Below are 21,977 nucleotides of genomic sequence, written 5' to 3'. Positions count from 1 at the left end.
CAACAAAGAGGTTCAGGCCGGGCTGCCTTGCAGCGGAAAGAGGAAGGTCTTCAGGGCGACGAAGAGGAAGGCATTATCTAACTGATGGGGGCAGTGCTTCGTCCGCAAGGCTGCCGGTTGGTTTTCTCGCCCACCGCCAGGCGCCTAACCCCTGCCGGGCTAACTCACGGTGCATGATCATGATGGGCCATTGGCCGGACCCCTGATAGGTGCCCATGCCATCCGGTGCCGCGAGGCGCTTGGCAAGAGCTTCCACCAAAGTCACGGAGCGATGGCGTCCGCCAGAACAGCCAATGGCGATGGTGGCGTATTTTTTACCTTCCCGCACAAACCGCGGGAGCACCAGTTGCAGCATGGCGTGAATCTGGTCCAGAAACGGCAGATAATCCGTATCTTCCGCCACATAGGCCGCAACATCCGCATCCAGTCCGGTTTTGGGGGCTAGGGCAGGGTCATAATGAGGGTTTCTCAGGAAGCGGGCGTCAAACACAATGTCGGCTTCACGCGGTAAGCCTGCCGGAAAGGCAAAGGACATCAGGGCAACGGTCAACCCCTCAGCAGACCCTCCCTGCCACGGACTAAAGCGACTTTCTACAAACTGCCGTAATTCTGGCGGTGGCATGTCTGATGTATCAATAACCAGATCGGCCGCGGCGCGTAGGGGGGCCGTAAGGGTTGTTTCTTCTTCAATCCCTTCCTTGATGCTGCCGTGCAGGGCAAGGGGGTGGCGGCGGCGGGTTGCGGTGTACCGCCGCAGTAGAACACTTTCTTCCGCCGTGGCGTAAATCAGTTCAACCCGAAGGTTCGGGTTGACGCGTAGCCGGGCCACTGCTTCCAGCACGGCGGAAGCATCAAACCCGCGCGTGCGGGAATCCACCCCAATGGCAACAGGGCGCTCTGCACGGGCCACAATATCGTCCAGCATCCCGAGGGGGGGGTTATCAATAACCTCGTGGTCCAGATCTTCCAGAATGCGCAGGATAGAGGACTTGCCTGCACCAGATAGCCCTGAAACCAGCAGGATACGGCGTGGAACAAGTGTATCATCCGCGCACATTACATCTGTTCCTTTCTGTGGCCGGGGGCGGCAAAAAGTGTTCAGGCCTGCATGGCAAGCGGGAAGACCAGCGCCTGTCAGCAAAAACAGGCATCCGCTGCTGAATAAAGCACTGACCCAAATTAAGGTAGCGGCATTATGCTCGGGTCTGGCCCCGTTGCGCAATATGTCTGCAAAGCTTTGGGCGGGCAGGGCGTACCCGCACTGCATGCATGACACGGTTCACATTTTATAGGGTATGATTTGTTACGAAAGAGCAATTTGCGATTCTGAGAGATCTGGCAGTATAATGAGCACTTATGGTTGACGCGTTACATCACACTCCTTTTGGCTCTTCCGCTCCTACGCTGCGGGTGGAACACGGTCCTGCAGGGGTGCGGATCAAGGGACTCAGGTCTTCTTCTGCCCCAACACAAACCATAGCGGAACAATGTGCCGCAGCATTGGATATGGGCGTGGCAGTGCTCGCGCAGGAAGGACTGTCCTTAAAAGATGTTACGCGGGTGGTGTATATCATTGCGGATGCGGCTGATTTTCCATCCTGCTTTCCCACCTTACGGCACGTTTTTTCACATTTATCGCCTTCTCTGACCCTTATGTGGGTCAAAAGCATGACGCCTGCCGCCGTAAAAATAGAACTTGAGTTGTGCGTTGAAGCCGAACCAGCCTGAGCCGCAATGGGCTCAGGGGGACAACGCGGACTGAAGTCCGGAGTTATTTGAAAATTAAACTTTAAGTCGCAACTTTAGGCAGGCGCACGGTGAAGCGTGCGCCTGCCACATGCCCTTGTGCATCATGCCGGTTTTCAACTGCGATTGTGCCATGCAGCGCTTCTACAATCTGGCGGCTGATGGAAAGCCCGAGCCCGGAATGCTGGCCAAAATTTTCGTTTTTGGGGCGTTCTGAATAAAACCGATCAAAAATGGAATCGAGTTTGGCTTGAGGAATGCCAGGCCCTTCATCCGAGACGGAAATGGAGATCATGTTCCCCACCGGGGCCGCTTCCAGCAGGATGTGGCCGTTGGGTGGGGAAAAGGAAATGGCGTTGCCAATCAGGTTGCGCAAAACCTGCACCAATCGGTCTTCCACCGCCAGAGCGCGGAGGGGATGCTCGGGGGAATCGCCTTCCACTTTTGTGGTGATGATCGGCTGACCTTCCTTGCGAGTGGCCTGATGGATTTCGGCCAGAACAGAGAGAAGCGGTTTGATGGAAACCGGCTCGGCCTGAGCACGGGACATTTCAGCATCTAAGCGGCTGGCGTCAGAGATATCGGTGATCAAACGGTCCAGACGGCGGACATCTTCATTGATGATGGTCAGAAGCCGCCGCTGTTGATTGAGATCTTCAATACGCAGCAAGGTTTCAATGGCCGAGCGGATGGAAGAAAGCGGATTTTTGATTTCGTGACTGACATCTGCGGCAAACCGCTCGATGGCGTCCATCCGTTTCCACAGTGCCTGTGCGCTGGCCTGCAAGGCGCGGGCCACATCGCCTATTTCATCACGACGGGCCAGCAGGCGGGCTGGCACCGTCCCTGTGCGACCCGAAGATTCGCGCATGATCTGGGCGGACGCCGCCAACCGCAACAGGGGGCGGGCGATTGTAAGGGACAGATACCATGAGAGCAGGATGGTAATAACCAGAACTGTGAGGAACAGGGACAAAATGGAGGAGCGCACGGCAAAAACCGAACGATCAACCTGAGAGGCCGCACGGGTAAGCTGGATAATCCCAACCGTATGGCCATCACGAATGACGGGCTCCGCCACGGTAATGATCAGGCGGCCATTAGCCGTGCGGCGGATGTAAGGTGGGGCTTCTGGTGGCGGGCGGAAGTTGGGGCCATTGGCTTCTAACGGGCGGGCGGGATCAGCCGGAATATCGGCCTCATTCGTGTCCAGCCGGACAATATTGGTTTCGTTACTGCGCCATACCCACGTCAGCAGGCGTTCAAAAAAGCTGGGGCCAAAGGGAGGCGGACCATTGGGCTCATTCATGGAGCCGGGTGGCGGGCGATTGCCATGGCGGAACGGAAAGGAGCGGGGTGGGTGATCCGGCTGATCTACTACATTATCCGCTACCAGTTGGCCATCCGGGCCAAATAGACGGGCATGTGCGCTGGGGCTAGGCTCGGTCAGGCGCAGCAGCAGTCGGCGGGCTTGCGAGGATTCCAGTGAAAAATCACTATCCGGGTCTGTGCTGCGGGCGCGCGTGCTGCGAACAGCGCTTTCCCCCAACGCTCCGGCATAAATACGGGCCTGTTCCCGTAAGCCCGCAACTTCCGTTGTCAGGAGGCTGTTCCGGAACTGATTGAGAAACAGCATGGTGACTGCCAGCAGGGCCAGCGGCAGAACATTCACCAGCATGATGCGCCGCATGAGCGGAGAGACCAGCCGTGTTTTGGAGGCCTCATACGCGGCGGTGGCCTCAATGCCACCCTGCTTGTTGCCCTGCCCCGGCAGCTTCAGACTTTTCAGTCTGGAGAGCGAGGAAGAAACAGACATGCGTGTCCGTTGTGTCACCAGCGGGCCTCAGTCTTCCCGGTATCGGTAGCCAATGCCGTAGAGGGTCTCAATCTGGTTGAAATTGTCATCAACCTGCCGGAATTTCTTGCGGACACGCTTGATGTGGCTGTCGATTGTGCGGTCATCCACATAAACCGTGTCCCCATAGGCGGCATCAATCAACTGATCGCGTGATTTCACCAGCCCGGGACGCTGGGCCAGCGTTTTTACCAGCAGGAACTCCGTAACCGTCAGCGGGACATCCTGCCCGTTCCACGTGCATTTGTGGCGCAGTTCATCCAGAGAGAGCGGACCGCGAACCAGTGCACCGCCAACTGGCGTGCCGTTGGCTTCCGCACGGCTTACTTCGTTCCGGCGCAGCAGGGCGCGGATGCGTTCCAGCAGCAGGCGTTGGGAAAAGGGCTTGGTGATGTAGTCATCAGCGCCAAGGCGCAGCCCCATAAGCTGATCCACTTCCTCATCCTTGGAGGAGAGGAAGATGACCGGCAGATTGGACCGGGCGCGCAGGCGCTGCAACAGTTCCATGCCATCCATGCGGGGCATCTTGATATCCAGCACGGCCAGATCAACAGGATAAGCCGTCATGCCCTGCAGGGCCGATTCGCCATCAGTATAGGTGCGGACGTGAAAGCCTTCGGCTTCCAGCGTCATTTGTACCGAGGTCAGGATGTTGCGGTCGTCATCAACCAGCGCAATCGTCTGCTTGGTACGCTCTACCATTGTGTGCGTGTTCCTTCATCGCCTTCAACGCCAGCCCATGAGCATACGGGGTTCGCCCTGTTTGCGCCATGGGGGCAGAGTCTTTCATGTTGCCGCGTTTTTTGAGCACGGCTTGCATGCGTTGTAAAATCATCATCGCGGTGCCGTGCAGGTCTTGTCGGTTCCGGACGGGTTGCTTACTTCTTGGTGCATGACCCACGATACAGATCCCAACCGGGTCGGCACGCCGGTAGAGCCGGCTGAAACCGACCAGATCTCCCAGCCTCAGGAAGCGGTTGCACCTGAAGCGGAGACCCATGCCGAGCCGTCCTCTGCTGCCGAGGGCCGTCTTCAGGAGCTTGAGCAGGAAGCTGCCGAGTTCAAGGAGAAATGGCTGCGGGCCGAGGCCGATAACCAGAACCTGCGTACCCGTGCCAAGCGGGATGTGGAAGACGCCCGGCAATATGCCGTGCAGAAATTTGCGCGGGATGTGGTGGAAGCGGCTGAAAACTTGCGCCGTGCGCTGGCCAGTCTGCCTGCGCATCAGGAAGGGGAAGACAGCGTTCTGACCAAGATGCGTGAAGGCATTGAAAGCACTGAACGTTCTTTCATCTCCATTCTTGAGCGTCACGGCATCAAGTGTGAAGACGCGCAAGGCAAGACGTTTGATGCCAATCTGCATCAGGCTATGGCGGAACAGCCGAGTGCAGAGCATGCACCGGGCACTGTAATGCAGGCATGGACGCCGACATGGACGCTGCACGGACGTCTTCTCAAGCCTGCCATGGTGGTGGTGGCCAAAGCACCGGAATAAGCCGGGTTTCTGGCAAGGGTATGGGTGGTAAAAATTTTGTTTGCCAACGGCTTGCTTCTACTTGAAAGAGCGCAGGCCGCACCATACATCAGGCTTAACACTCGCAACCTGTTTTCCGGCAAAGGAAAACCAGGTGAGAGACTAAGGACCCAGTCCGGTGCTTCGGGCCAGGCTAGGTCGCTGAAGGAGAGTATGAATGAGCAAAGTTATTGGTATTGACCTTGGTACGACCAACTCCTGCGTGGCCGTGCGCGAAGGGAATGAAAACAAGGTTATTGAAAACAGCGAAGGCGCACGCACAACGCCGTCCATGGTTGCTTTCACCGAAGGTGGTGAAATGCTGGTTGGACAGGCTGCGAAACGTCAGGCTGTCACCAACCCGGCAAACACATTCTATGCCGTGAAGCGTCTGATTGGTCGTCGTTTTGATGATGCGACCGTTCAGAAAGACAAGGAAATGGTGCCTTACACCATCGTCAAGGGTGACAATGGTGATGCATGGGTGGAAGCGCGCGGCACGAAATATGCCCCTTCCCAGATTTCCGCGTTCGTGCTCGGTAAAATGAAGGAAACCGCCGAGGCTTACCTTGGCGAAAAAGTAACCCAGGCCGTTATTACGGTTCCTGCTTACTTTAACGATGCCCAGCGCCAGGCAACCAAGGACGCCGGTCGTATCGCTGGTCTTGAAGTGCTGCGTATCATCAACGAGCCCACCGCTGCGGCTCTGGCTTACGGGCTGGAAAAGAAAAGCGGCGGCACGGTTGCGGTTTATGACCTTGGTGGCGGCACGTTCGATGTTTCCGTTCTGGAAATTTCTGACGGTGTGATCGAAGTGAAATCCACCAACGGGGATACGTTCCTGGGTGGTGAAGACTTTGATAACCGCATTATCGGGTATCTGGCGGATGAGTTCAAACGCGAACAGGGCATTGACCTGCGCGCTGACAAGCTGGCTCTGCAGCGTCTGAAAGAAGCTGCTGAAAAAGCGAAGATCGAACTGTCTTCCTCCAAGGAAACGGAAATCAACCTGCCGTTCATCACCGCAGACGCTTCTGGTCCGAAGCATCTGGTGCTGAAGCTGACCCGCGCCAAGCTGGAAAGCCTTGTTGATGATCTGATCCAGCGCACGCTTGAACCCTGTAAGGCTGCTCTGAAAGACGCTGGCGTCTCTGCTTCTGAAGTAGATGAAGTCATTCTGGTTGGCGGCATGACCCGTATGCCGAAGGTGATTGAGGCTGTTAAAGGCTTCTTTGGCAAGGATCCGGCCCGTAACGTGAACCCGGACGAAGTGGTGGCCATTGGTGCAGCCATTCAGGGTGCGGTGCTGAAAGGTGATGTTAAAGACGTTCTGCTGCTGGACGTAACCCCGCTGTCTCTGGGTATTGAAACCCTGGGTGGCGTGTTTACCCGCCTGATCGACCGCAACACCACCATCCCGACCAAGAAGAGCCAGACCTTCTCCACTGCGGAAGACAACCAGAACGCGGTGACCATTAAGGTCTATCAGGGCGAACGTGAAATGGCGGCTGATAACAAGCTGCTTGGCAACTTTGACCTGACGGGTATTGCCCCGGCTCCGCGTGGTGTGCCGCAGATTGAAGTGACGTTCGACATCGACGCTAACGGTATTGTGTCCGTGTCCGCCAAGGATAAGGCAACCGGCAAGGAACAGCAGATCAAGATCCAGGCATCTGGTGGTCTGTCTGAAGGCGATATCGAACAGATGGTCAAGGATGCTGAAGCCAATGCGGCAGCAGATAAGGCCAAGCGTGAACAGGTTGAAGTGCGTAACAACGCTGAAAGCCTTGTGCATCAGGTTGAAAAGTCTCTGTCTGAAGCGGGTGACAAGGTTCCTGCTGCTGACAAGACGGAAGCTGAAGGCGCTATTGCTGCGGTCAAGACGGCTCTGGAAGGCAGCGATGCCGAAGCCATCAAAAGCGCAAGCGATCGTCTGACACAGGCTGCCATGAAGATTGGTGAGGCTGTGTATAAGGCTGGTCAGGCTGAGGAAGGTGCTGCTGCTGGCGGCGCTGGGGCAGCCGGGGCCAACCCGAATGAGGAAAAGATTGTTGATGCGGACTTTGAGGACGTAAACGACAAGAAGTCCTGATCGGGCGCGACTATCGCGGATGGCGGGGTTGGTTTCCCCCCGCCATAACCGTTTTTTCTCTGGCGTCCGTGCTTCCTGGAAGGCGGACGCCTTTGTCATATCTGACACATGCTGCGCTCAGTAAGAGGCAGAACCCCCTAAGAGGATTTTCATGGCCACCCAGGTTGACTACTACGAACTTCTTGAAATCTCCCGCACGGCATCGGCTGACGAAATCAAGAAGGCCTATCGTAAGATGGCCATGAAATATCATCCGGATCGGAATCCGGGGGATGAGCAGGCCGAGGCCAAGTTCAAGGACGTCAATCAGGCTTACGATGTTCTGAAAGATGAACAGAAACGCGCCGCGTATGACCGGTTTGGCCATGCAGCTTTTGAAAATGGCGGTGGCGGTGGTCCCGGCGGGTTTGATTTCAATGGCTTTGGTGGCGGTGGTCTGGGCGATATCTTCGAGCAGATGTTCGGGGATATGATGGGTGGCCGTCGCGGTGGCCGTGCTCGTACCGGCAGTGATATCCAGACCCATGTTGAGATCACGCTGGAAGAAGCGTTTTCCGGCGTGAAAAAAGATGTGCGGGTCATTACCCGTGTGGCCTGTGAGTCCTGCCATGGCACCGGGTCCAACGATGGTGCGGCAGGTGTGACGGTTTGCCCAAGCTGCCATGGTGCAGGGAAAGTTCGTGCCCAGCAGGGATTCTTTGTGGTGGAACGGCCGTGCCCCACCTGCCACGGCACCGGCAAAAGTGTGAAAGACCCCTGCAAGGCCTGCCATGGTGCAGGCACGGTGGAAAAAGAGCGCACAATTGGCGTGCAGATTCCTGCTGGCGTGGAAGATGGCACCCGTATCCGCATCTCTGGCGAGGGCGAAGCCGGGCAGGGCGTGCCGCCGGGTGATCTGTATGTGCATGTGTCTGTCTCAGAACATTCCATCTTCCAGCGTGATGGTGCGAATGTTTATTGCCGTGTGCCGTTGCGCATGGGCCAGGCTGCTCTGGGTACGGAAATTGAAGTCCCCGTTATTGATGGCGGCCGGGCAAAGGTAAAAATTCCCGCAGGGACCCAGACGGGCGAACATTTCCGTCTGCGTGGCAAAGGGTTCTCCGTCCTGCGTTCCAGTGCGCGGGGGGATATGTATATTCAGGTCACTGTTGAAACACCGCAGCATCTGAACAAGCGCCAGCGCGAACTGCTGGAGGAGTTTGAGAAAGAAGCCGGTGAAAACGTGAAGGGCAGCCCGGAACACTCCGGCTTTTTTGCCCGCGTGCGTGATTTTTTTGAAAACAAAAGCTGAATTTTGACACTAAAGGAACAGCCCGCATGACAGAAAAATCCCTTCGGGTCGGGATTGCCGGTATTTCAGGGCGTGTGGGCCAGTTGCTGGTAGAAGAAGTACAGGCGGCCGGGGCCATTCTGGCGGGGGGCACGGCCCGCAAGCCGGGTGGTGTTGTCGGCTTGCCGGAAAATGTCCCTGTTTTTTCGGACATGGCATCTCTGGCAGCAATCAGCGATGTGGTGATTGATTTCACTCATGCAGAGACAGTCGTGGCTCATGCTCAGGCTTTGGCCCAGCACGGTACGGCGTGGGTTCTGGGCACCACGGGTCTATCTGCTGAACAGAGTGCTGCCGTCTACAAGGCCGCGCAGACCATCGCTATTGTGCATGCGGCCAATTTTTCGCCAGGCGTGACGTTGGTGCAGCGTCTGGCGCAGATGATGGGTCGTGCATTACCGGCTGAGTCCTATGATGTTGAAGTGCTGGAAATGCACCATCGGCAGAAAGTGGACGCTCCATCAGGCACGGCCCTGGCAATTGGGGAAGCTGTGGCCCAAGGGCGTGGTGTGGCTCTGGTTGATGTGAAGGAAAGTGGGCGAGACGGGCATACCGGTCCGCGTAAAACCGGCGCTATCGGGTTTGCCGCTCTGCGCGGCGGGCAGATTGTCGGGGAGCATGATGTTCTGTTTACCTCGGCGGATGAGCAGATCACACTCTCGCATCGGGCGTTTGACCGGCGTATTTTTGCGACCGGAGCGGTAAGGGCGGCTTTCTGGGTGGAAGGCCATGCGCCGGGATATTTTGGTATGGAAGATGTTCTGGGGCTTCCGCCGCTTTAAAAAAGGCAGCCTTTTTGGAACGCGCCCCAGCCCTTTGCCGGGGCGTATGATTTACGAAGTTTTGCTGTAAATAAAAATAGTTAGCCGTTTTTTTCATAACGGCAAAAATGGCTTTGCAGTTGTAAATGCTCATGAAAGTGGCGGTTATCCGCTAATCCACCCGCACGGGAGCTACGGACATTTTCTACGCATGGCGGCAATACACTTGACCATTGGTCACTATTCCGCCACACGGTTTCGTCCCCTTTCCTCAAGGGTGATATCACAATTCCTATTTCACAGTGCGTGGGGCAGACGGCACCATCATGCGTAAAGACGGCGATTTCCTGTTCACTTCGGAATCTGTTTCCGAAGGTCATCCCGATAAGGTTGCGGACCGGATCAGCGATACTGTTCTCGATGCCTATCTTGCAGCAGACCCTGAAGCTCGCGTGGCCTGTGAAACCTTGGTTACCACCAATCGGATCATTCTGGCCGGTGAAGTGCGTGGCCCGGCTTCCGTTACCTCAGAAGGCCTGATTCAGGCCGCGCGTGATGCGGTAAAGGACATTGGTTACGATCAGGAAGGTTTCTCCTGGCGTACGGCTGACGCCGCCAATTACCTGCACGCACAGTCCGCTGACATTGCTGTTGGCGTTGACAGTGCCGGTGAGAAGGACGAAGGCGCAGGCGACCAGGGCATCATGTTCGGTTATGCGTCCAACGAAACCGACACCCTGATGCCGGCTCCGCTGTATTATGCGCACCGCATTCTGCACGAAATCCGTGATCTGCGCCGCGCTGGCGATGCACGCGTTGCGGGCCTGCAGCCGGATGCAAAAAGCCAGGTTACGCTTCATTATTCCAATGGTCGCCCCGTCAAGGCAACGTCCGTGGTGATCTCCACCCAGCATGATGCGGGTATTGATCAGAAAGAACTGCGCGATCGTCTGGGCGGTGTGGTGCGTGGTATTCTGCCGGAAGGCTGGATGCCGGAAGATAACGAATTTTATGTTAACCCGACCGGTGTTTTCGTGATTGGCGGCCCGGATGGTGACTGTGGTCTGACCGGTCGTAAGATCATTGTGGATACCTACGGTGGTGCAGCCCCGCACGGCGGCGGCGCATTCTCCGGCAAGGACCCCACGAAGGTTGACCGCTCTGCCGCGTATGCCTGCCGCTATCTGGCCAAGAACGTTGTAGCCGCTGCTCTGGCTGATCGTTGCACCATTCAGCTTTCCTACGCCATTGGCGTGTCTCATCCGCTGTCCGTTTATGTGGATCTGGATGAAACCGGCAAGGATGTGGATGAAGCCCGTCTGGGCAAGATTCTGCGTGATGTGATGGATCTGTCTCCGCGCGGTATCCGGAAGCATCTGCGTCTGAACCGTCCGATTTATGCTGAAACATCTGCTTATGGTCATTTTGGCCGCAAGCCGGATGATGCGCGTGATAACTTCACGTGGGAACGCACGGATCTGGTTGACGCCCTGCGTAGCGCACTGAACCGCTAAGAAGAAAAGCCTGACGCTACCTATGACGGACGATGCCCGCGCGCCTGATGTAAAGCCGCCCCCTGAGCGACTCTATGGACGGCAGCGCGGCCATCCGCTCCGCCCGCGTCAGGAACGTCTGCTGGAGGAAGCGTTGCCCCGGCTCCGCTTCCCGCTTGATAAGGCAGCCACACCGGCTGCCGGTTTTGGCAAGCCGCCCCGGCAGATCTGGTTTGAAGTCGGCTTTGGGGGAGGAGAACACTCCTACGCCCAACACACCGCACATCCTGATATTGGCTATATTGCCTCAGAAGTTTTTGATAACGGGCTTTGCTCGCTCCTGACCCGCCTTGTGCCGGTTGGGCAGGAAGCAACCGCGCCCATTCCGGACATGCTGCGTTTGTGGGATGATGATGCCCGCATACTGCTGAAGGCCATGCCGGAAGCCTCGCTGGACCGGCTGTTCCTGATGTTTCCGGACCCATGGCCCAAGGCACGGCACGCCAAACGCCGTTTTGTGCACCCCCAGAATGTTGAACTGGTTGCCCGCGTGCTCAAACCCGGTGCTGTGTGGCGGGTTGCAAGTGATGACCCAACCTATCAGGCATGGGTGGAAGAGGTGATGGCGGCGCAGCCTTATTTTGAAGCGCCCCCACCTGCCACCGAACGGCCGGAAGGCTGGTTCCCCACGCGGTATGAGGCAAAAGCCATCGCCGCAGGCCGGCAACCGCTTTACTGGACATTTACCCGCCGCTGAGTGCCTGACCTGCCTCAGCATACGGTTGCTCTGGCACGGCAGGTTGGGTAAGCAGCCGCTTTACAGCTTTTAGCCGTGCGAAAGGTCTCCGCTTATGAGCCAGTCCCCGCAGCCTGTGCGCCGCGCTCTGATTTCTGTTTCCGATAAAACGGGGCTTCTTGACCTTGGGCGCGCTCTTGTGGCGCACGGGGCGGAAATTCTCTCCACAGGGGGGTCCGCCAAGGCCCTGCGGGAGGCTGGCCTTCCGGTTACGGAAGTTTCTGACCACACGGGTTTTCCAGAAATTCTGGATGGGCGCGTCAAAACGCTGGTTCCCCAGATCCATGGCGGCATTCTTGGTCGGCGCGATCTGCCTGCCCATGTGGCGCAGATGGAAGAACACGGCATTGCCTCGATTGATCTGGTGGCGGTCAATCTCTACCCGTTTGAAAAGACGGTTGCCTCTGGCGCAGGGGCTGAAGACTGCATCGAAAATATTGATATTGGCGGCCCGGCCCTGATCCGTGCGGCAGCCAAGAACCATGATCATGTTGTGGTGCTGACGGATACGGCCCAGTACGCCGGCCTGATTGACGCCCTCAACAAAGGCGGCAGCACGCTGGATCAACGGCGCGCTTATGCGGGCGCTGCCTATGCGCGGACTGCGGCTTATGATGCCGCTATTGCTGCGTGGTTTGCCAAGCAGGCGAATGAGGTTCTGCCCGAACGCTTCACACTGGCTGGCCAGCGTGCAGAAGTGCTGCGTTATGGTGAAAACCCCCACCAGCAGGCTGCTTTCTACCGTGATGGCAGTACGCGCCCCGGGGTGGCGACCGCCGTGCAGGTGCAGGGCAAGGCGCTTTCCTACAACAACATCAATGATACGGATGCCGCGTTTGAAGCCGTGGCGGAGTTTGACAAACCTGCCGTTGTCATTGTGAAGCATGCTAACCCGTGTGGGGTGGCTATCGGCTCTTCCCTGACGGAAGCGTGGCAGAGTGCGTTGCGCTGTGATCCAGTTTCCGCCTTTGGGGGAATTGTAGCGCTGAACCGCACACTGGATGCCGCAACGGCGGAACAGATTGCCGGTATCTTTACTGAAGTGATTGTTGCCCCGGATGCCGAAGAGGCCGCTAAAGAGGTTCTGGCCCGCAAGAAAAACCTGCGTCTGCTGCTAACGGGCGCTCTGCCTGATCCGGCAGCAGCAGGGGTGGTTGTGCGTTCCGTGGCGGGTGGGTTCCTGGCCCAGACGCGCGATAATGGCCGCATTACACCAGACTCCCTGCGTGTGGTGACCAAACGCGCGCCGTCCGCACAGGAAATGGCAGATCTGGAATTTGCCTTCCGTGTGGCCAAGCACGTGAAGTCCAACGCCATTGTCTACGCCAAAAACAACGCAACTGTGGGCATTGGCGCAGGGCAGATGAGCCGCGTGGATTCCGCCCGCATTGCGGCGTCCAAAAGCGGGGAGGCCGCCAAGGCCGCTGGCTTGGATGCGCCGCTGACCCAAGGTTCAGTTGCGGCATCTGATGCCTTTTTCCCGTTTGCCGATGGCCTTGAAACCATTGTTGCGGCAGGGGCCACGGCTGTTATTCAGCCAGGCGGTTCCATTCGGGATGATGAGGTGATTGCTGCGGCGGATGCCGCCGGAATTGCCATGGTCTTTACTGGTATGCGTCATTTCCGCCACTGACACGCTTTTCCGGCTCTTGCCGGAACGGCTTTCCTGTCGAACAATGGCGTAAAGTTTCACACATCTCTGTCTGGTGTCGCTCAGATGCCGGGCGGAGATGGTTTCATTGGTTGACCCCATGCGCCTTTTGCTTTCTTTTCCAGCATCGCTGCTGGCTTCTTCCATTGCGGTGGCCGCACCGGCCGCACACCATGCCTCTTCCTCACAATATGCCGCGCATCAGACCGTTACGGAGCAACAGGCTGTTGGCGTGTATGATCTGTCCGGTCTGCCGCAGTTTAGTGGCAAGGTGGCGCAGTTTCTGCCCTCTCCTCATGGCAGTGTGACAGGGCTGGTGCTGGAAGATGGAACGCAGGTTCTCGTCTCGCCGGAGCAGGGGCATACACTGGCCGGATTGGTAAAGCCGGGTGATACGGTATCCATCCGCGGGCTGAAGGCACGTACTCTTCCGCTTATTCGGGCTTTTGGCATTACCAGCCCGCGCGGTCGTGGCATGCAGGATAATTTCATCTCCATGCCGCAGCAATCGACCGAGATGATTGCAGGGCCGGATATTGTTCTGCATGGCGAGGTCTGGCTCTCCCTCTATAATCTGGATGGGCAGGTAACGGGGGCGGTGCTGAAAGATCACTCCGTTGTCTATCTTTCTGCGCGTGAAGCGGGCCGCGTGGCGGCATGGCTCAAGCCGGGTCAGCCCCTTTATGCGGTAGGCACCGGCAGCAGCGGGGAACTCGGCACGGCAATTGATGCGCGTGAGATCGGGCCTTCTGCTAACCAGTTGACAGGCATTGCTGTTGGCAATGGCCCGCCCCCCGGCCCCGCACCGGGGAGTGCAGGGTATGATATCATTCCTGGGTCAGAAGAGCACTGAGACCGTCTCTTCAGTTTGCTATCGTTTCTTTTTTGAAGAACTTTCAGGTCGTTAGTGCGTTGTAACCTTAGAAGCATAAGCATGCCGAAGCTTTCTCTGAACAGGGGCAACGGTTTTCTTGAGGAGAGACGCGATGGCGATTTTGAGATGGGTTCTTGTTTTTCTGATTTTGGCGCTGATCGCTTCCGTTTTTGGGTTTGGCGGCGCGGCGTCCAGCTTTGCTGGAATTGCCAAAATTCTGGTGTTTGTCTTTGTGGTTCTGCTGGTGATCAGCTTCTTCTTTGGTCGCTCTCCATAACGGCATTTTCACGAACGGATAGGATGAGACAAAAGTGTGGTGGCTCTGTGCCCCACACTTTTTTTATGGCCTGAGACCGAATACAGGACGTGCAGAAAGCGGGCTGATGCGGCTTCACCAAATGGTTACCGATTTTGGTGCAGGATGGGTTGCGGGGGCATAAAGTTCCGGCAGGTTCAGGCCTGTTTTCTGTGTGCGGCCATGCACCACAATACCCCGGTAACCAAAAAGATCATGGCGAAGGTTTCGGTGCCGGTGGGCCAACGGTGTTCCCACAGAAAACTATAGAGCAGGGCGAACAGGGTTTCGAACACGATCATCTGTCCACTCAGGGAGAGCGGGAGAAGGCGGGCTGCCCTGTTCCAGAATCCGTTACCAATGATGGATGAAAAAATCGCCACACCACCGCATATGGTCCAGAAGCGGAGCCAGTCCATGCCTGCGTGGGGTGGATACCCTGCAGACCCAGGGTAGAAAAAAGCAGGAAGACCGAGTGCCAGTGCCTGTGCCCCAGTGACAACGCCCGTCAATAAAGACCAGTCATGCCCACTGATGTGGGGCCGCCGCCGGAGCCACCGGCTGTTCATGACAGAATACGCCGTCCAGGAGGCCAGAGCCCCCACCGCACAGAGAATACCCAGCGCATAGTCCCACATCGAGGAAGGCGTAGGGGAAGAACTGGAGGCTGACGTGTGGAGCCATGATCCGCAGACAATCAACACAATGCCTAAAACGCTGAGCAGAACAGGTGCCCCAACATGCCTGAGCGGCATGCTGTCTTGATCGCGTGAGGCACAAAGTAGGACGGTGATGGGCAAGAACCCGATAATCAGGGAGGTGGCCGGGCCGCCAATCAGCGGGACGGCGGCGGCCAGAAACACGTAGTAAATAAGGTTGCCTAGCAGGCTGAGCCAGAACAGTGCGCGCCATTCTTCCTGATTGACCTGCTGGCTGACCATTTTCCAGCGCGGGGCGAGCATCACACAGGAAAGGATGCCGTACAGGATATAGCGTCCCGCTGCCATCTGGAGCGGACTGAAATCCTGCAGGAGCCGAGGGACAAGAAAAACAATGCCCCACAGGGCACCTGCCATTACGCCATTGGCCAGTCCGGCCAGCAATGTTCTGGATGAGGTCATGAAAAGAGAACTCTCCTCAATCAGATAGCGTCAATCAGGCAGAAGGAAAGAAAAAGCGGGCTGAGGGCAGGGAATGCAGGAGAGCCGAGTGATTTTTTCTTTGTTGTCGGGCGTCACAAGAAAAACCCCGTTGGCAGCAGGTGCCAACGGGGGAAGAAGATTACCCTTCAATCTGGGTAAAATCGGCAATCAGGCGCATCATGCGGACCAGTCGCGCCAGAAGATGCAGTCGGTTAAGGCGTAGTTCAGGCTCAGGCGCGTTGACCGTCACGGCCTCAAAAAACTTGTCCAGCGGCGCGCGAAGTGTTGCGGCCTCCTTCATCGCATCGGTAAAGCGTTCTTCTGCAAACGCCTTTTCCACAGCCGGTTCAACGTGATCCAGTGCGTTGGCCAGATCGCGCTCTTCGGTTTGGGTGTACAGGCTGGCATCCGGCGTTTTTTCGTGCGGACCATCCTTTTTGTCTTCAATGCGCAGAATGTTGGCGGCGCGACGGGTGGCTGCCAGCAGATTCTTGCCATCCTCCGTTTCAAGCATGTCCTGCAATGCCTGGGCACGGGCGAGCAGCCGCACGATATCTGTGTCCGTATTGCCGACCGAGATGGCGGCCAGACAATCATACCGTGCGCCTTCTGATCGCAATTGCACGCGCAGCCGTTCAGCAATGAACTGAGGCAACAAGCCCAGATCAGGCGCGTTCTGCAAGGCTTCGGGCAGCGCTTCCGCCGCAAGTGTGAAGAGCTTAACCAGATCCAGCCGCAGGGTGTTTTCACGGATCAGGCGGATAATGCCCAATGCTGCACGGCGCAGGCCAAACGGGTCGCCAGAGCCGGACGGTTTTTCACCAGCCGCGAAAAATGCCGTCAGCATATCAAACCGATCGGCCAGACCTAGCACAACGGAAACCGGCGCCGTGGGCACGGTGTCTCCGGGGCCGCGCGGCATGTACTGTTCACTGATGGCGGTTGAAACAGCCTGTGTTTCACCATCATGACGGGCGTAATAGCCACCCATCACGCCTTGCAGTTCAGGAAACTCGCCAACCATGCCGGTTGTCAGATCCGTTTTGCTCAGCAGCGCTGCACGTTCACAGTCTTCTTTGGAGGAACCGACCATGGGCGCTATCAGCCCGGCCAGCCGCATCATGCGTTGTGTGCGTTCCCCCTGCGTGCCCAGTTTGGCATGGAACGTGATGTTATCGAGCGCGACCAGACGAGAGTGAAGGGTCTGCTTGCGGTCCAGATCCCAGAAATGGCGGGCATCGGCAAAGCGGGCACGAAGCACACGTTCGTTCCCCGCCACAACAAGCGCGCCGCCATCCGTTGGCACAATATTGGCCACAAAGGCAAAGCGGGGGGCGGCTGTGCCATCACTGTTGCGCAGAGCGAAATAACGCTGGTTCACGCGCATGGAAACCTGCATCACTTCCGCAGGCAGATCCATGAACTGTTCATCAATCCGGCCCAGGAAGGGTACCGGCCATTCCACCAGTCCGGCCACTTCATCCACCAGTCCGGCATCAGGCACAACGGAAAGGCCTTCGCTTCCGGCCAGTTCGGCCAGCCCTTTGCTGATAACCGTGCGTCTTTCAGCAGCGTTGACCATGACAAACCGGCTACGCAGTGTTTCCTGCCAGTTGGCTGTTCCACTAACCGCCACGGCCCCCGGAGCCAGAAAACGATGGCCTTCTGTCTGGTCTCCTGCCTGTAGGTTATGGCCGTTATCATCGCCGTGCGCCAAGGTGAAAGGAATCACGTTTCCATCCAGCAGGCACAGGATGCGGCGCAGCGGACGCACCCACGTAAAGCTGCTGCCAGCTCCCCATCGCATGGATTTCGGCCACGGAAAACGCCGTAACAGATCAGGCAAGGTCGCAACAAGATGGTCCTGCGCACTCAGGGCAGGTTCCTCGCGTTCCAGCACCCAGAAGCCATTTTGCAGGGTCAGGGCCTCGCGGGAGACACCATGCTTGCGGGTGAAGCCGTCCAGCGCCTTGTCCGGCGCGCCTTCACGCGGGCCGCGCTCGGAGAGGGTGCGGCCCGGCACCATGGCATCCAGCGTGCAGGATGCGGCAATGCGGCGTGGCCCGGTATAGGCTTTCAGGCCTTCAGGCTTGAGGGGGGCCAGGGCTTCAGTCAGCAGCCGCACCAGCGTTTCGCCAGCCTGCTGCTGCATGCGGGCAGGAATTTCTTCAGAAAACAGTTCTATCAGCAGTTCAGGCATGATCTTATTTGTCCTCGCCAGCCAGCCAGGTCTCGCAGCAGAGTTTCGCCAGGGTACGCACACGCCCGATATAGGACGCACGTTCGCTCACGCTGATCACGCCGCGCGCATCCAGCAGGTTGAACAGATGGCTGGCCTTCAGGCACTGGTCATAGGCAGGCTGGGCTACACCGGTTTCGGCCAGTGCAGCACTTTCTTTTTCGGCATCAGCAAAATGGCGGAACAGAAGATCTGTGTCGGCCAGTTCAAAATTGTGGCGTGAGTAATCCTGCTCCGCGCGCAGAAAGACATCGCCATAAGTCAGGCCCGCACCGTTGTAATCAAGGTCGTATACATTTTCCACGCCCTGCACATACATGGCCAGGCGTTCCAGCCCGTAGGTGAGTTCCGTGGAAGGGAGCACAACGGGAATACCGCCAACCTGCTGGAAATACGTGAACTGGGTGACTTCCATCCCATCACACCATACTTCCCAACCTAGCCCCCATGCGCCGATGGTCGGGTTTTCCCAATCATCTTCCACAAAGCGGATGTCATGCTTGTCAGGATCGATCCCGATGGCGCGATAGCTGTCCAGCAGCAGTTTCTGGCTCTCTTCCGGCGTGGGTTTGAGTAGTACCTGATACTGATAATAATGCTGGAGCCGATTGGGATTCTGCCCATAGCGGCCATCAGACGGACGGCGGCACGGCTGCACATAGGCTGCCTTCCACGGTGTACTACCCAAGGCGCGTAATGTGGTGTGTGGGGAGAGCGTTCCAGCTCCAATTTCCTGATCATAAGGCTGGAGAATGGCGCATCCCTGCCTGGACCAGAACTGATGGAGGGTCAGGATCAGGTCCTGAAAGGAAAGAGGCCGCTCAGTAGGGCTGGGAGACGCCGGGTCCATGGTCAGGATGAAACTCCGTAGTGTGGCTTGATGACGTGGTACAGTCAGATAAACACCCAGCCGTAAACCAGCCGGGCGCATGATGCGCCACACCATACAGATGTGCGTGGCATACAGGAAGAGAACCTGATGAACTCGTGCCGCAGCCCTCTTGCAACGCTTCTGCCCGCGCGCCACATCTTGAACAGAGTGACGTGGCAGCATGCGTAATGTTATGTTCGTATGGAAACAGCCCGCAGTCAGGCAGGAAGGTATGTGATGAACAACGAAGAACGCGACCTTATCTCGAAATTTGTTGCACGGGTGAGTGGCGCGCCACAGGGTGGCTTTGGCAGCGTACCCAGCACCCGGCCCAACCTGCCGCCGGTTGATCCGGAAGCAGATAACTACATCGCGCAGGAATTCCAGAAATATCCGGAAGCCCGCTATCGGATCACGCAGATGGCTGTTGTGCAGGAAGCTGCGCTGGTAGAGGCGCAGAACCGCATCCAGCAGCTTCAGTTCCAGCTTCAGCAGGCGCAACAGCAACTGCAGCAGGCCCAGCAGCAGAAACCTGCTTCAAGTGGTTTTCTGGGGGGGCTTTTTGGTGGAGGCCAGCGTCCTCAGCAAGCCCAGCCGCAGCAGGCTCCTCCCGGTTGGGGTGGGAATCCGGGTGCCATGCCACCACCGCAATATCAACAGATGCCGTATGGTATGCAGCCGGGTATGTTCCAGCGCGGGGGTAGCGGGTTCCTTGGGTCCGCGCTGACAACGGCCACAGGCGTAGCCGGCGGGATGCTGGCGGCTAATGCGCTAACCAGCCTGTTCAGTGATCATCACGGTGCGGGGGCCGGAATGGGCGATGGTGGTTGGGGTGCGGGCGCGCCGCAGAGTGAAACCATTATCAATAATTATGGAGACGCCGCTGATCCGTTTGCCGGGCAGGGCACCACGGCTGATCCGAATTTTGATGCCGGAAACAATGCGGACTGGGGCGGCCAGGATGCGGGCGGTGATGGCGGAGATTTTGGTGGCGGCTGGGGCGACGATAACTTCTGACCAAACGGAAAGGGGCGGATCTTCCGCCCTTTTTTGTATCAGGACGGATCTGTTTCTTTCTTGTCCTTGGCGGGACCCATGGAGCGGATGAGATCCAGCATGTGTTTGCGTACCGTGGCGTCTGGAATGCTGTAGTAAGCGCGGATCAGTTCAAGTGTTTCCTTGCGGGAAAGCAATGGCATGTCATCCTGGGCAAAACCGGGAAGAGGACGGCTGGGGGCTGCTCCTTCAAATAACGTTTTTCTTTCTGCAAGCCCGAAGTAATGGGAGGAATGCGCGTCTGCCCGCTGAGGAAAGGACGGTTTTTCCTGATCATCAAAGAAGAAACTGACAGGCACATCTAGAGCAGAGGCAATTTGATACAGGCGAGAGGCTCCAACCCGATTGGTGCCGCGCTCATATTTCTGGATTTGCTGAAATGTAATGCCAACGGCTTCGCCCAGCTTTTCCTGAGACAAGCCCAGAAGCATACGGCGGAGGCGGATACGTTTGCCAATATGCGTATCCATGGATGTAGCGCGTGGAGAACTGGACGAACTGACCGGTTCCTCTGAAGATGGAGTGTGTGTCACGGTGCCTCTCACGGATGAAGAGACCGATATATAAATCCTACATTAAGACATTATAAAGGAATAATTAACGCTTGAATGTGCGTTTCATGTCTTTTTGGTAAGTAATCAAAGCAAAAAACATACAGATAAAGCACAAAATAAGTGGCAGAATTCTGCCGATGTGGGCAAAAAACGTCTTTTTTAAGGCGGGTGGTAAAGGCACAATTAAAACGTCAGCTTTTCCCCAATTTATACGTTTCAATTCGTGCCCATATCCATCATAGGCAATGGATATACCTGTATTTGCTGCGCGCGCCACGGGTAAACCTTCTTCTACCGCCCGTAGTCTGACCGAGGAAAGGTGCTGGCGTGGCCCCGCGCTGTTTCCAAACCACCCATCATTGGTCACATTAGCCAGCCAACGAGGGCGATCCTTCTCATCCACGACCGCACCTGAGAAAATGACCTCATAACAAATCAATGGGCCAACACCCGGCACGTTGGGCAGATGCCATGTTTGCGGGCCGGGGCCAGCCGCCATTCCGCCCTGTGGTACAATCTGAAGCGGGATGAACGGAGGCTGATATTCCCCAAAAGGAACCAGCCGTGCTTTGTCATAAACAGCTTCAATGCCGCCATCCGGCGCAAGGGCCAGTACGGAATTGCGGTAGCGGTTGTCGGTATCCAGCCGCAGCGCGCCAATAATCCCGGCTTCTGCGCCTGCCCCCCATGCCATGATAAGCTGACGGGCGCGGGGACTATCCTGCAACAGATCATACCCGGGAAATGATGTTTCCGGCCAGAGAAAGACGATTGGGCTGGAGGCAAGGGCGGGTGTCGTCTGCTTCAGCTTCTGGGCCTGTAATACGCCGCTGGCCGTCAGCCTGAGGTAGCGCAGAAAAATATCACGTGGGTTCTGGTGGCCCACTTTTTCCGTTTCTGGCACATTCCCCTGCACAATCACGGCAATGGGTCCATTCTCTCCGGATGGGTGGACGGAATGGAGTCGGAACAGGCTTGCGCTGAGTCCTCCCCCTACAATCAAGGCGGCAAGTGCCACAACGCGCCAGCGGGATGTGGGGGTAGGCAACAGCACGCACTGTTTCTCCTGCCGGGCGCGCCACGCATCCTGCAAGGCTTCGCCACAGAACAAGGCTCCAAGCACCAGAAGAAGCGTGAGGCCATCAACACCAATCCATGCGGCAGGCTGGATCAGCACATCTCCCACGCGTCCGGGTATGGCCAGAGAACTTCCAAGCGGATTCCATGGAAATCCGCTGAACAGAAACACGCGGCCCATATCGAACAGGGTCCATGCACCTGCAAAAAAGACCATGCGCCGAGGGCCGGGGCGCGCCAGCAGGCTCAGTGCCGCTGGGGCTGCTGTCATGGGGGCGAGGATGAGGGCGCAGCCAAGGGACGGAAACGGCACAAACCACCAGAATTCTTCCGCACGGATCATGACGGCATTGACCAGCCAATAAAGGCTGGCGGTGTAGAGCCCGAACCCGAACAGCCCACCAGCCCATGCGGCTTCTTTCCACGTGGTGGCGCGATTGATTACTCGCCCCAGCATGGGGAAGGTAAAAAGCAGGATGGGCAGAAAATGAACGGGGGGTAGAGCAAGGGCCGTCAAAGCCCCGATGCCAAGCATGAGTGCCGCCCGGAGTAGAGCAGAACGGCGCTTTTCAGAAGAAGAGGCGCGGAAAAAAGCAGGGCGTTTCACAACAGGATCAGGCCCATGCTGGCAG

At 57.3% G+C, this 21,977-nt stretch carries 19 protein-coding genes; 11 read left to right on the top strand and 8 right to left on the bottom strand.

Annotation, left to right across the window (positions count from 1 at the left end):
• Positions 1-73: 73 nt before the first annotated feature.
• Positions 74-1,057, bottom strand: a complete 984-nt coding sequence (gene rapZ, locus AD944_RS10030) for an RNase adapter RapZ (RefSeq protein ID WP_045542085.1) — start codon at positions 1,055-1,057, stop codon at positions 74-76.
• Positions 1,058-1,356: 299 nt separating this feature from the next.
• Here rapZ and AD944_RS10025 point away from each other — a divergent pair, with 299 nt between their 5' ends.
• Positions 1,357-1,728, top strand: a complete 372-nt coding sequence (locus AD944_RS10025; RefSeq protein ID WP_052427143.1) for a Rid family hydrolase — start codon at positions 1,357-1,359, stop codon at positions 1,726-1,728.
• 61 nt (positions 1,729-1,789) lie between these two features.
• Here the strand turns inward: AD944_RS10025 and AD944_RS10020 are convergent, their stop codons facing one another.
• Entirely contained in the window at positions 1,790-3,436 is a 1,647-nt protein-coding gene (locus tag AD944_RS10020) for an ATP-binding protein (RefSeq protein ID WP_169794916.1), read from the bottom strand.
• 153 nt (positions 3,437-3,589) lie between these two features.
• Entirely contained in the window at positions 3,590-4,303 is a 714-nt protein-coding gene (locus AD944_RS10015; RefSeq protein WP_006557852.1) for a response regulator transcription factor, read from the bottom strand.
• 190 nt (positions 4,304-4,493) lie between these two features.
• Here AD944_RS10015 and AD944_RS10010 point away from each other — a divergent pair, with 190 nt between their 5' ends.
• The 9 genes from AD944_RS10010 (at position 4,494) to AD944_RS16390 (ending at position 14,388) form a co-directional block, all read left to right on the top strand.
• The gene (locus tag AD944_RS10010; protein ID WP_045542084.1) at positions 4,494-5,096 is read left to right on the top strand and encodes a nucleotide exchange factor GrpE; all 603 of its coding nucleotides are present in this window, start codon (positions 4,494-4,496) and stop codon (positions 5,094-5,096) included.
• A 196-nt stretch (positions 5,097-5,292) separates the two neighbouring features.
• Positions 5,293-7,206, top strand: a complete 1,914-nt coding sequence (dnaK, locus tag AD944_RS10005; RefSeq protein WP_045542083.1) for a molecular chaperone DnaK — start codon at positions 5,293-5,295, stop codon at positions 7,204-7,206.
• 151 nt (positions 7,207-7,357) lie between these two features.
• Positions 7,358-8,497 (top strand): molecular chaperone DnaJ, encoded by a 1,140-nt coding sequence (gene dnaJ, locus AD944_RS10000; RefSeq protein WP_045542082.1) that lies wholly within the window; start codon positions 7,358-7,360, stop codon positions 8,495-8,497.
• Positions 8,498-8,523: 26 nt separating this feature from the next.
• On the top strand, positions 8,524-9,318 hold the full coding sequence (gene dapB / locus AD944_RS09995; protein WP_045542081.1) for a 4-hydroxy-tetrahydrodipicolinate reductase: 795 nt from the start codon (positions 8,524-8,526) through the stop codon (positions 9,316-9,318).
• A gap of 305 nt (positions 9,319-9,623) precedes the next feature.
• Positions 9,624-10,811: a methionine adenosyltransferase gene (gene metK, locus AD944_RS09990; protein ID WP_045542099.1), complete on the top strand. Its 1,188-nt coding sequence runs from the start codon at positions 9,624-9,626 to the stop codon at positions 10,809-10,811.
• 22 nt (positions 10,812-10,833) lie between these two features.
• On the top strand, positions 10,834-11,547 hold the full coding sequence (gene trmB, locus AD944_RS09985) for a tRNA (guanine(46)-N(7))-methyltransferase TrmB (protein WP_006557858.1): 714 nt from the start codon (positions 10,834-10,836) through the stop codon (positions 11,545-11,547).
• Positions 11,548-11,641: 94 nt separating this feature from the next.
• Complete coding sequence (gene purH, locus AD944_RS09980; protein WP_045542080.1) at positions 11,642-13,219, top strand: bifunctional phosphoribosylaminoimidazolecarboxamide formyltransferase/IMP cyclohydrolase; 1,578 nt, start codon at positions 11,642-11,644, stop codon at positions 13,217-13,219.
• A 118-nt stretch (positions 13,220-13,337) separates the two neighbouring features.
• Entirely contained in the window at positions 13,338-14,090 is a 753-nt protein-coding gene (locus AD944_RS09975) for a hypothetical protein (protein ID WP_035377143.1), read from the top strand.
• A gap of 133 nt (positions 14,091-14,223) precedes the next feature.
• A complete protein-coding gene (locus AD944_RS16390; protein WP_006557861.1) occupies positions 14,224-14,388 on the top strand; it encodes a DUF1328 domain-containing protein in 165 nt (54 codons plus the stop codon).
• Between the two features lie 176 nt (positions 14,389-14,564).
• Here the strand turns inward: AD944_RS16390 and AD944_RS09970 are convergent, their stop codons facing one another.
• The 3 genes from AD944_RS09970 to AD944_RS09960 form a co-directional block, all read right to left on the bottom strand.
• Positions 14,565-15,527, bottom strand: coding sequence for a DMT family transporter (locus tag AD944_RS09970; protein ID WP_045542079.1), 963 nt, complete (start codon positions 15,525-15,527; stop codon positions 14,565-14,567).
• 160 nt (positions 15,528-15,687) lie between these two features.
• The gene (gene glyS, locus AD944_RS09965; protein ID WP_045542078.1) at positions 15,688-17,748 is read right to left on the bottom strand and encodes a glycine--tRNA ligase subunit beta; all 2,061 of its coding nucleotides are present in this window, start codon (positions 17,746-17,748) and stop codon (positions 15,688-15,690) included.
• 4 nt (positions 17,749-17,752) lie between these two features.
• Positions 17,753-18,718 carry a glycine--tRNA ligase subunit alpha gene (locus tag AD944_RS09960; protein WP_373317153.1) on the bottom strand — a complete coding sequence of 322 codons (966 nt, stop codon included), beginning with the start codon at positions 18,716-18,718 and terminating at the stop codon, positions 17,753-17,755.
• Positions 18,719-18,895: 177 nt separating this feature from the next.
• Here AD944_RS09960 and AD944_RS09955 point away from each other — a divergent pair, with 177 nt between their 5' ends.
• Positions 18,896-19,675, top strand: a complete 780-nt coding sequence (locus AD944_RS09955; RefSeq protein WP_035377067.1) for a DUF2076 domain-containing protein — start codon at positions 18,896-18,898, stop codon at positions 19,673-19,675.
• Positions 19,676-19,713: 38 nt separating this feature from the next.
• Here the strand turns inward: AD944_RS09955 and AD944_RS09950 are convergent, their stop codons facing one another.
• Together AD944_RS09950 and lnt are read right to left on the bottom strand one after the other, a co-directional pair.
• The gene (locus tag AD944_RS09950) at positions 19,714-20,184 is read right to left on the bottom strand and encodes a helix-turn-helix domain-containing protein (protein ID WP_045542077.1); all 471 of its coding nucleotides are present in this window, start codon (positions 20,182-20,184) and stop codon (positions 19,714-19,716) included.
• A 127-nt stretch (positions 20,185-20,311) separates the two neighbouring features.
• Entirely contained in the window at positions 20,312-21,952 is a 1,641-nt protein-coding gene (gene lnt, locus AD944_RS09945; protein ID WP_045542076.1) for an apolipoprotein N-acyltransferase, read from the bottom strand.
• Positions 21,953-21,977: the final 25 nt, after the last annotated feature.

It is taken from the genome of Acetobacter tropicalis, from assembly GCF_001580915.1.
Classification (GTDB): domain Bacteria; phylum Pseudomonadota; class Alphaproteobacteria; order Acetobacterales; family Acetobacteraceae; genus Acetobacter; species Acetobacter tropicalis.
This window is presented reverse-complemented; position numbering and strand designations above follow the sequence as displayed.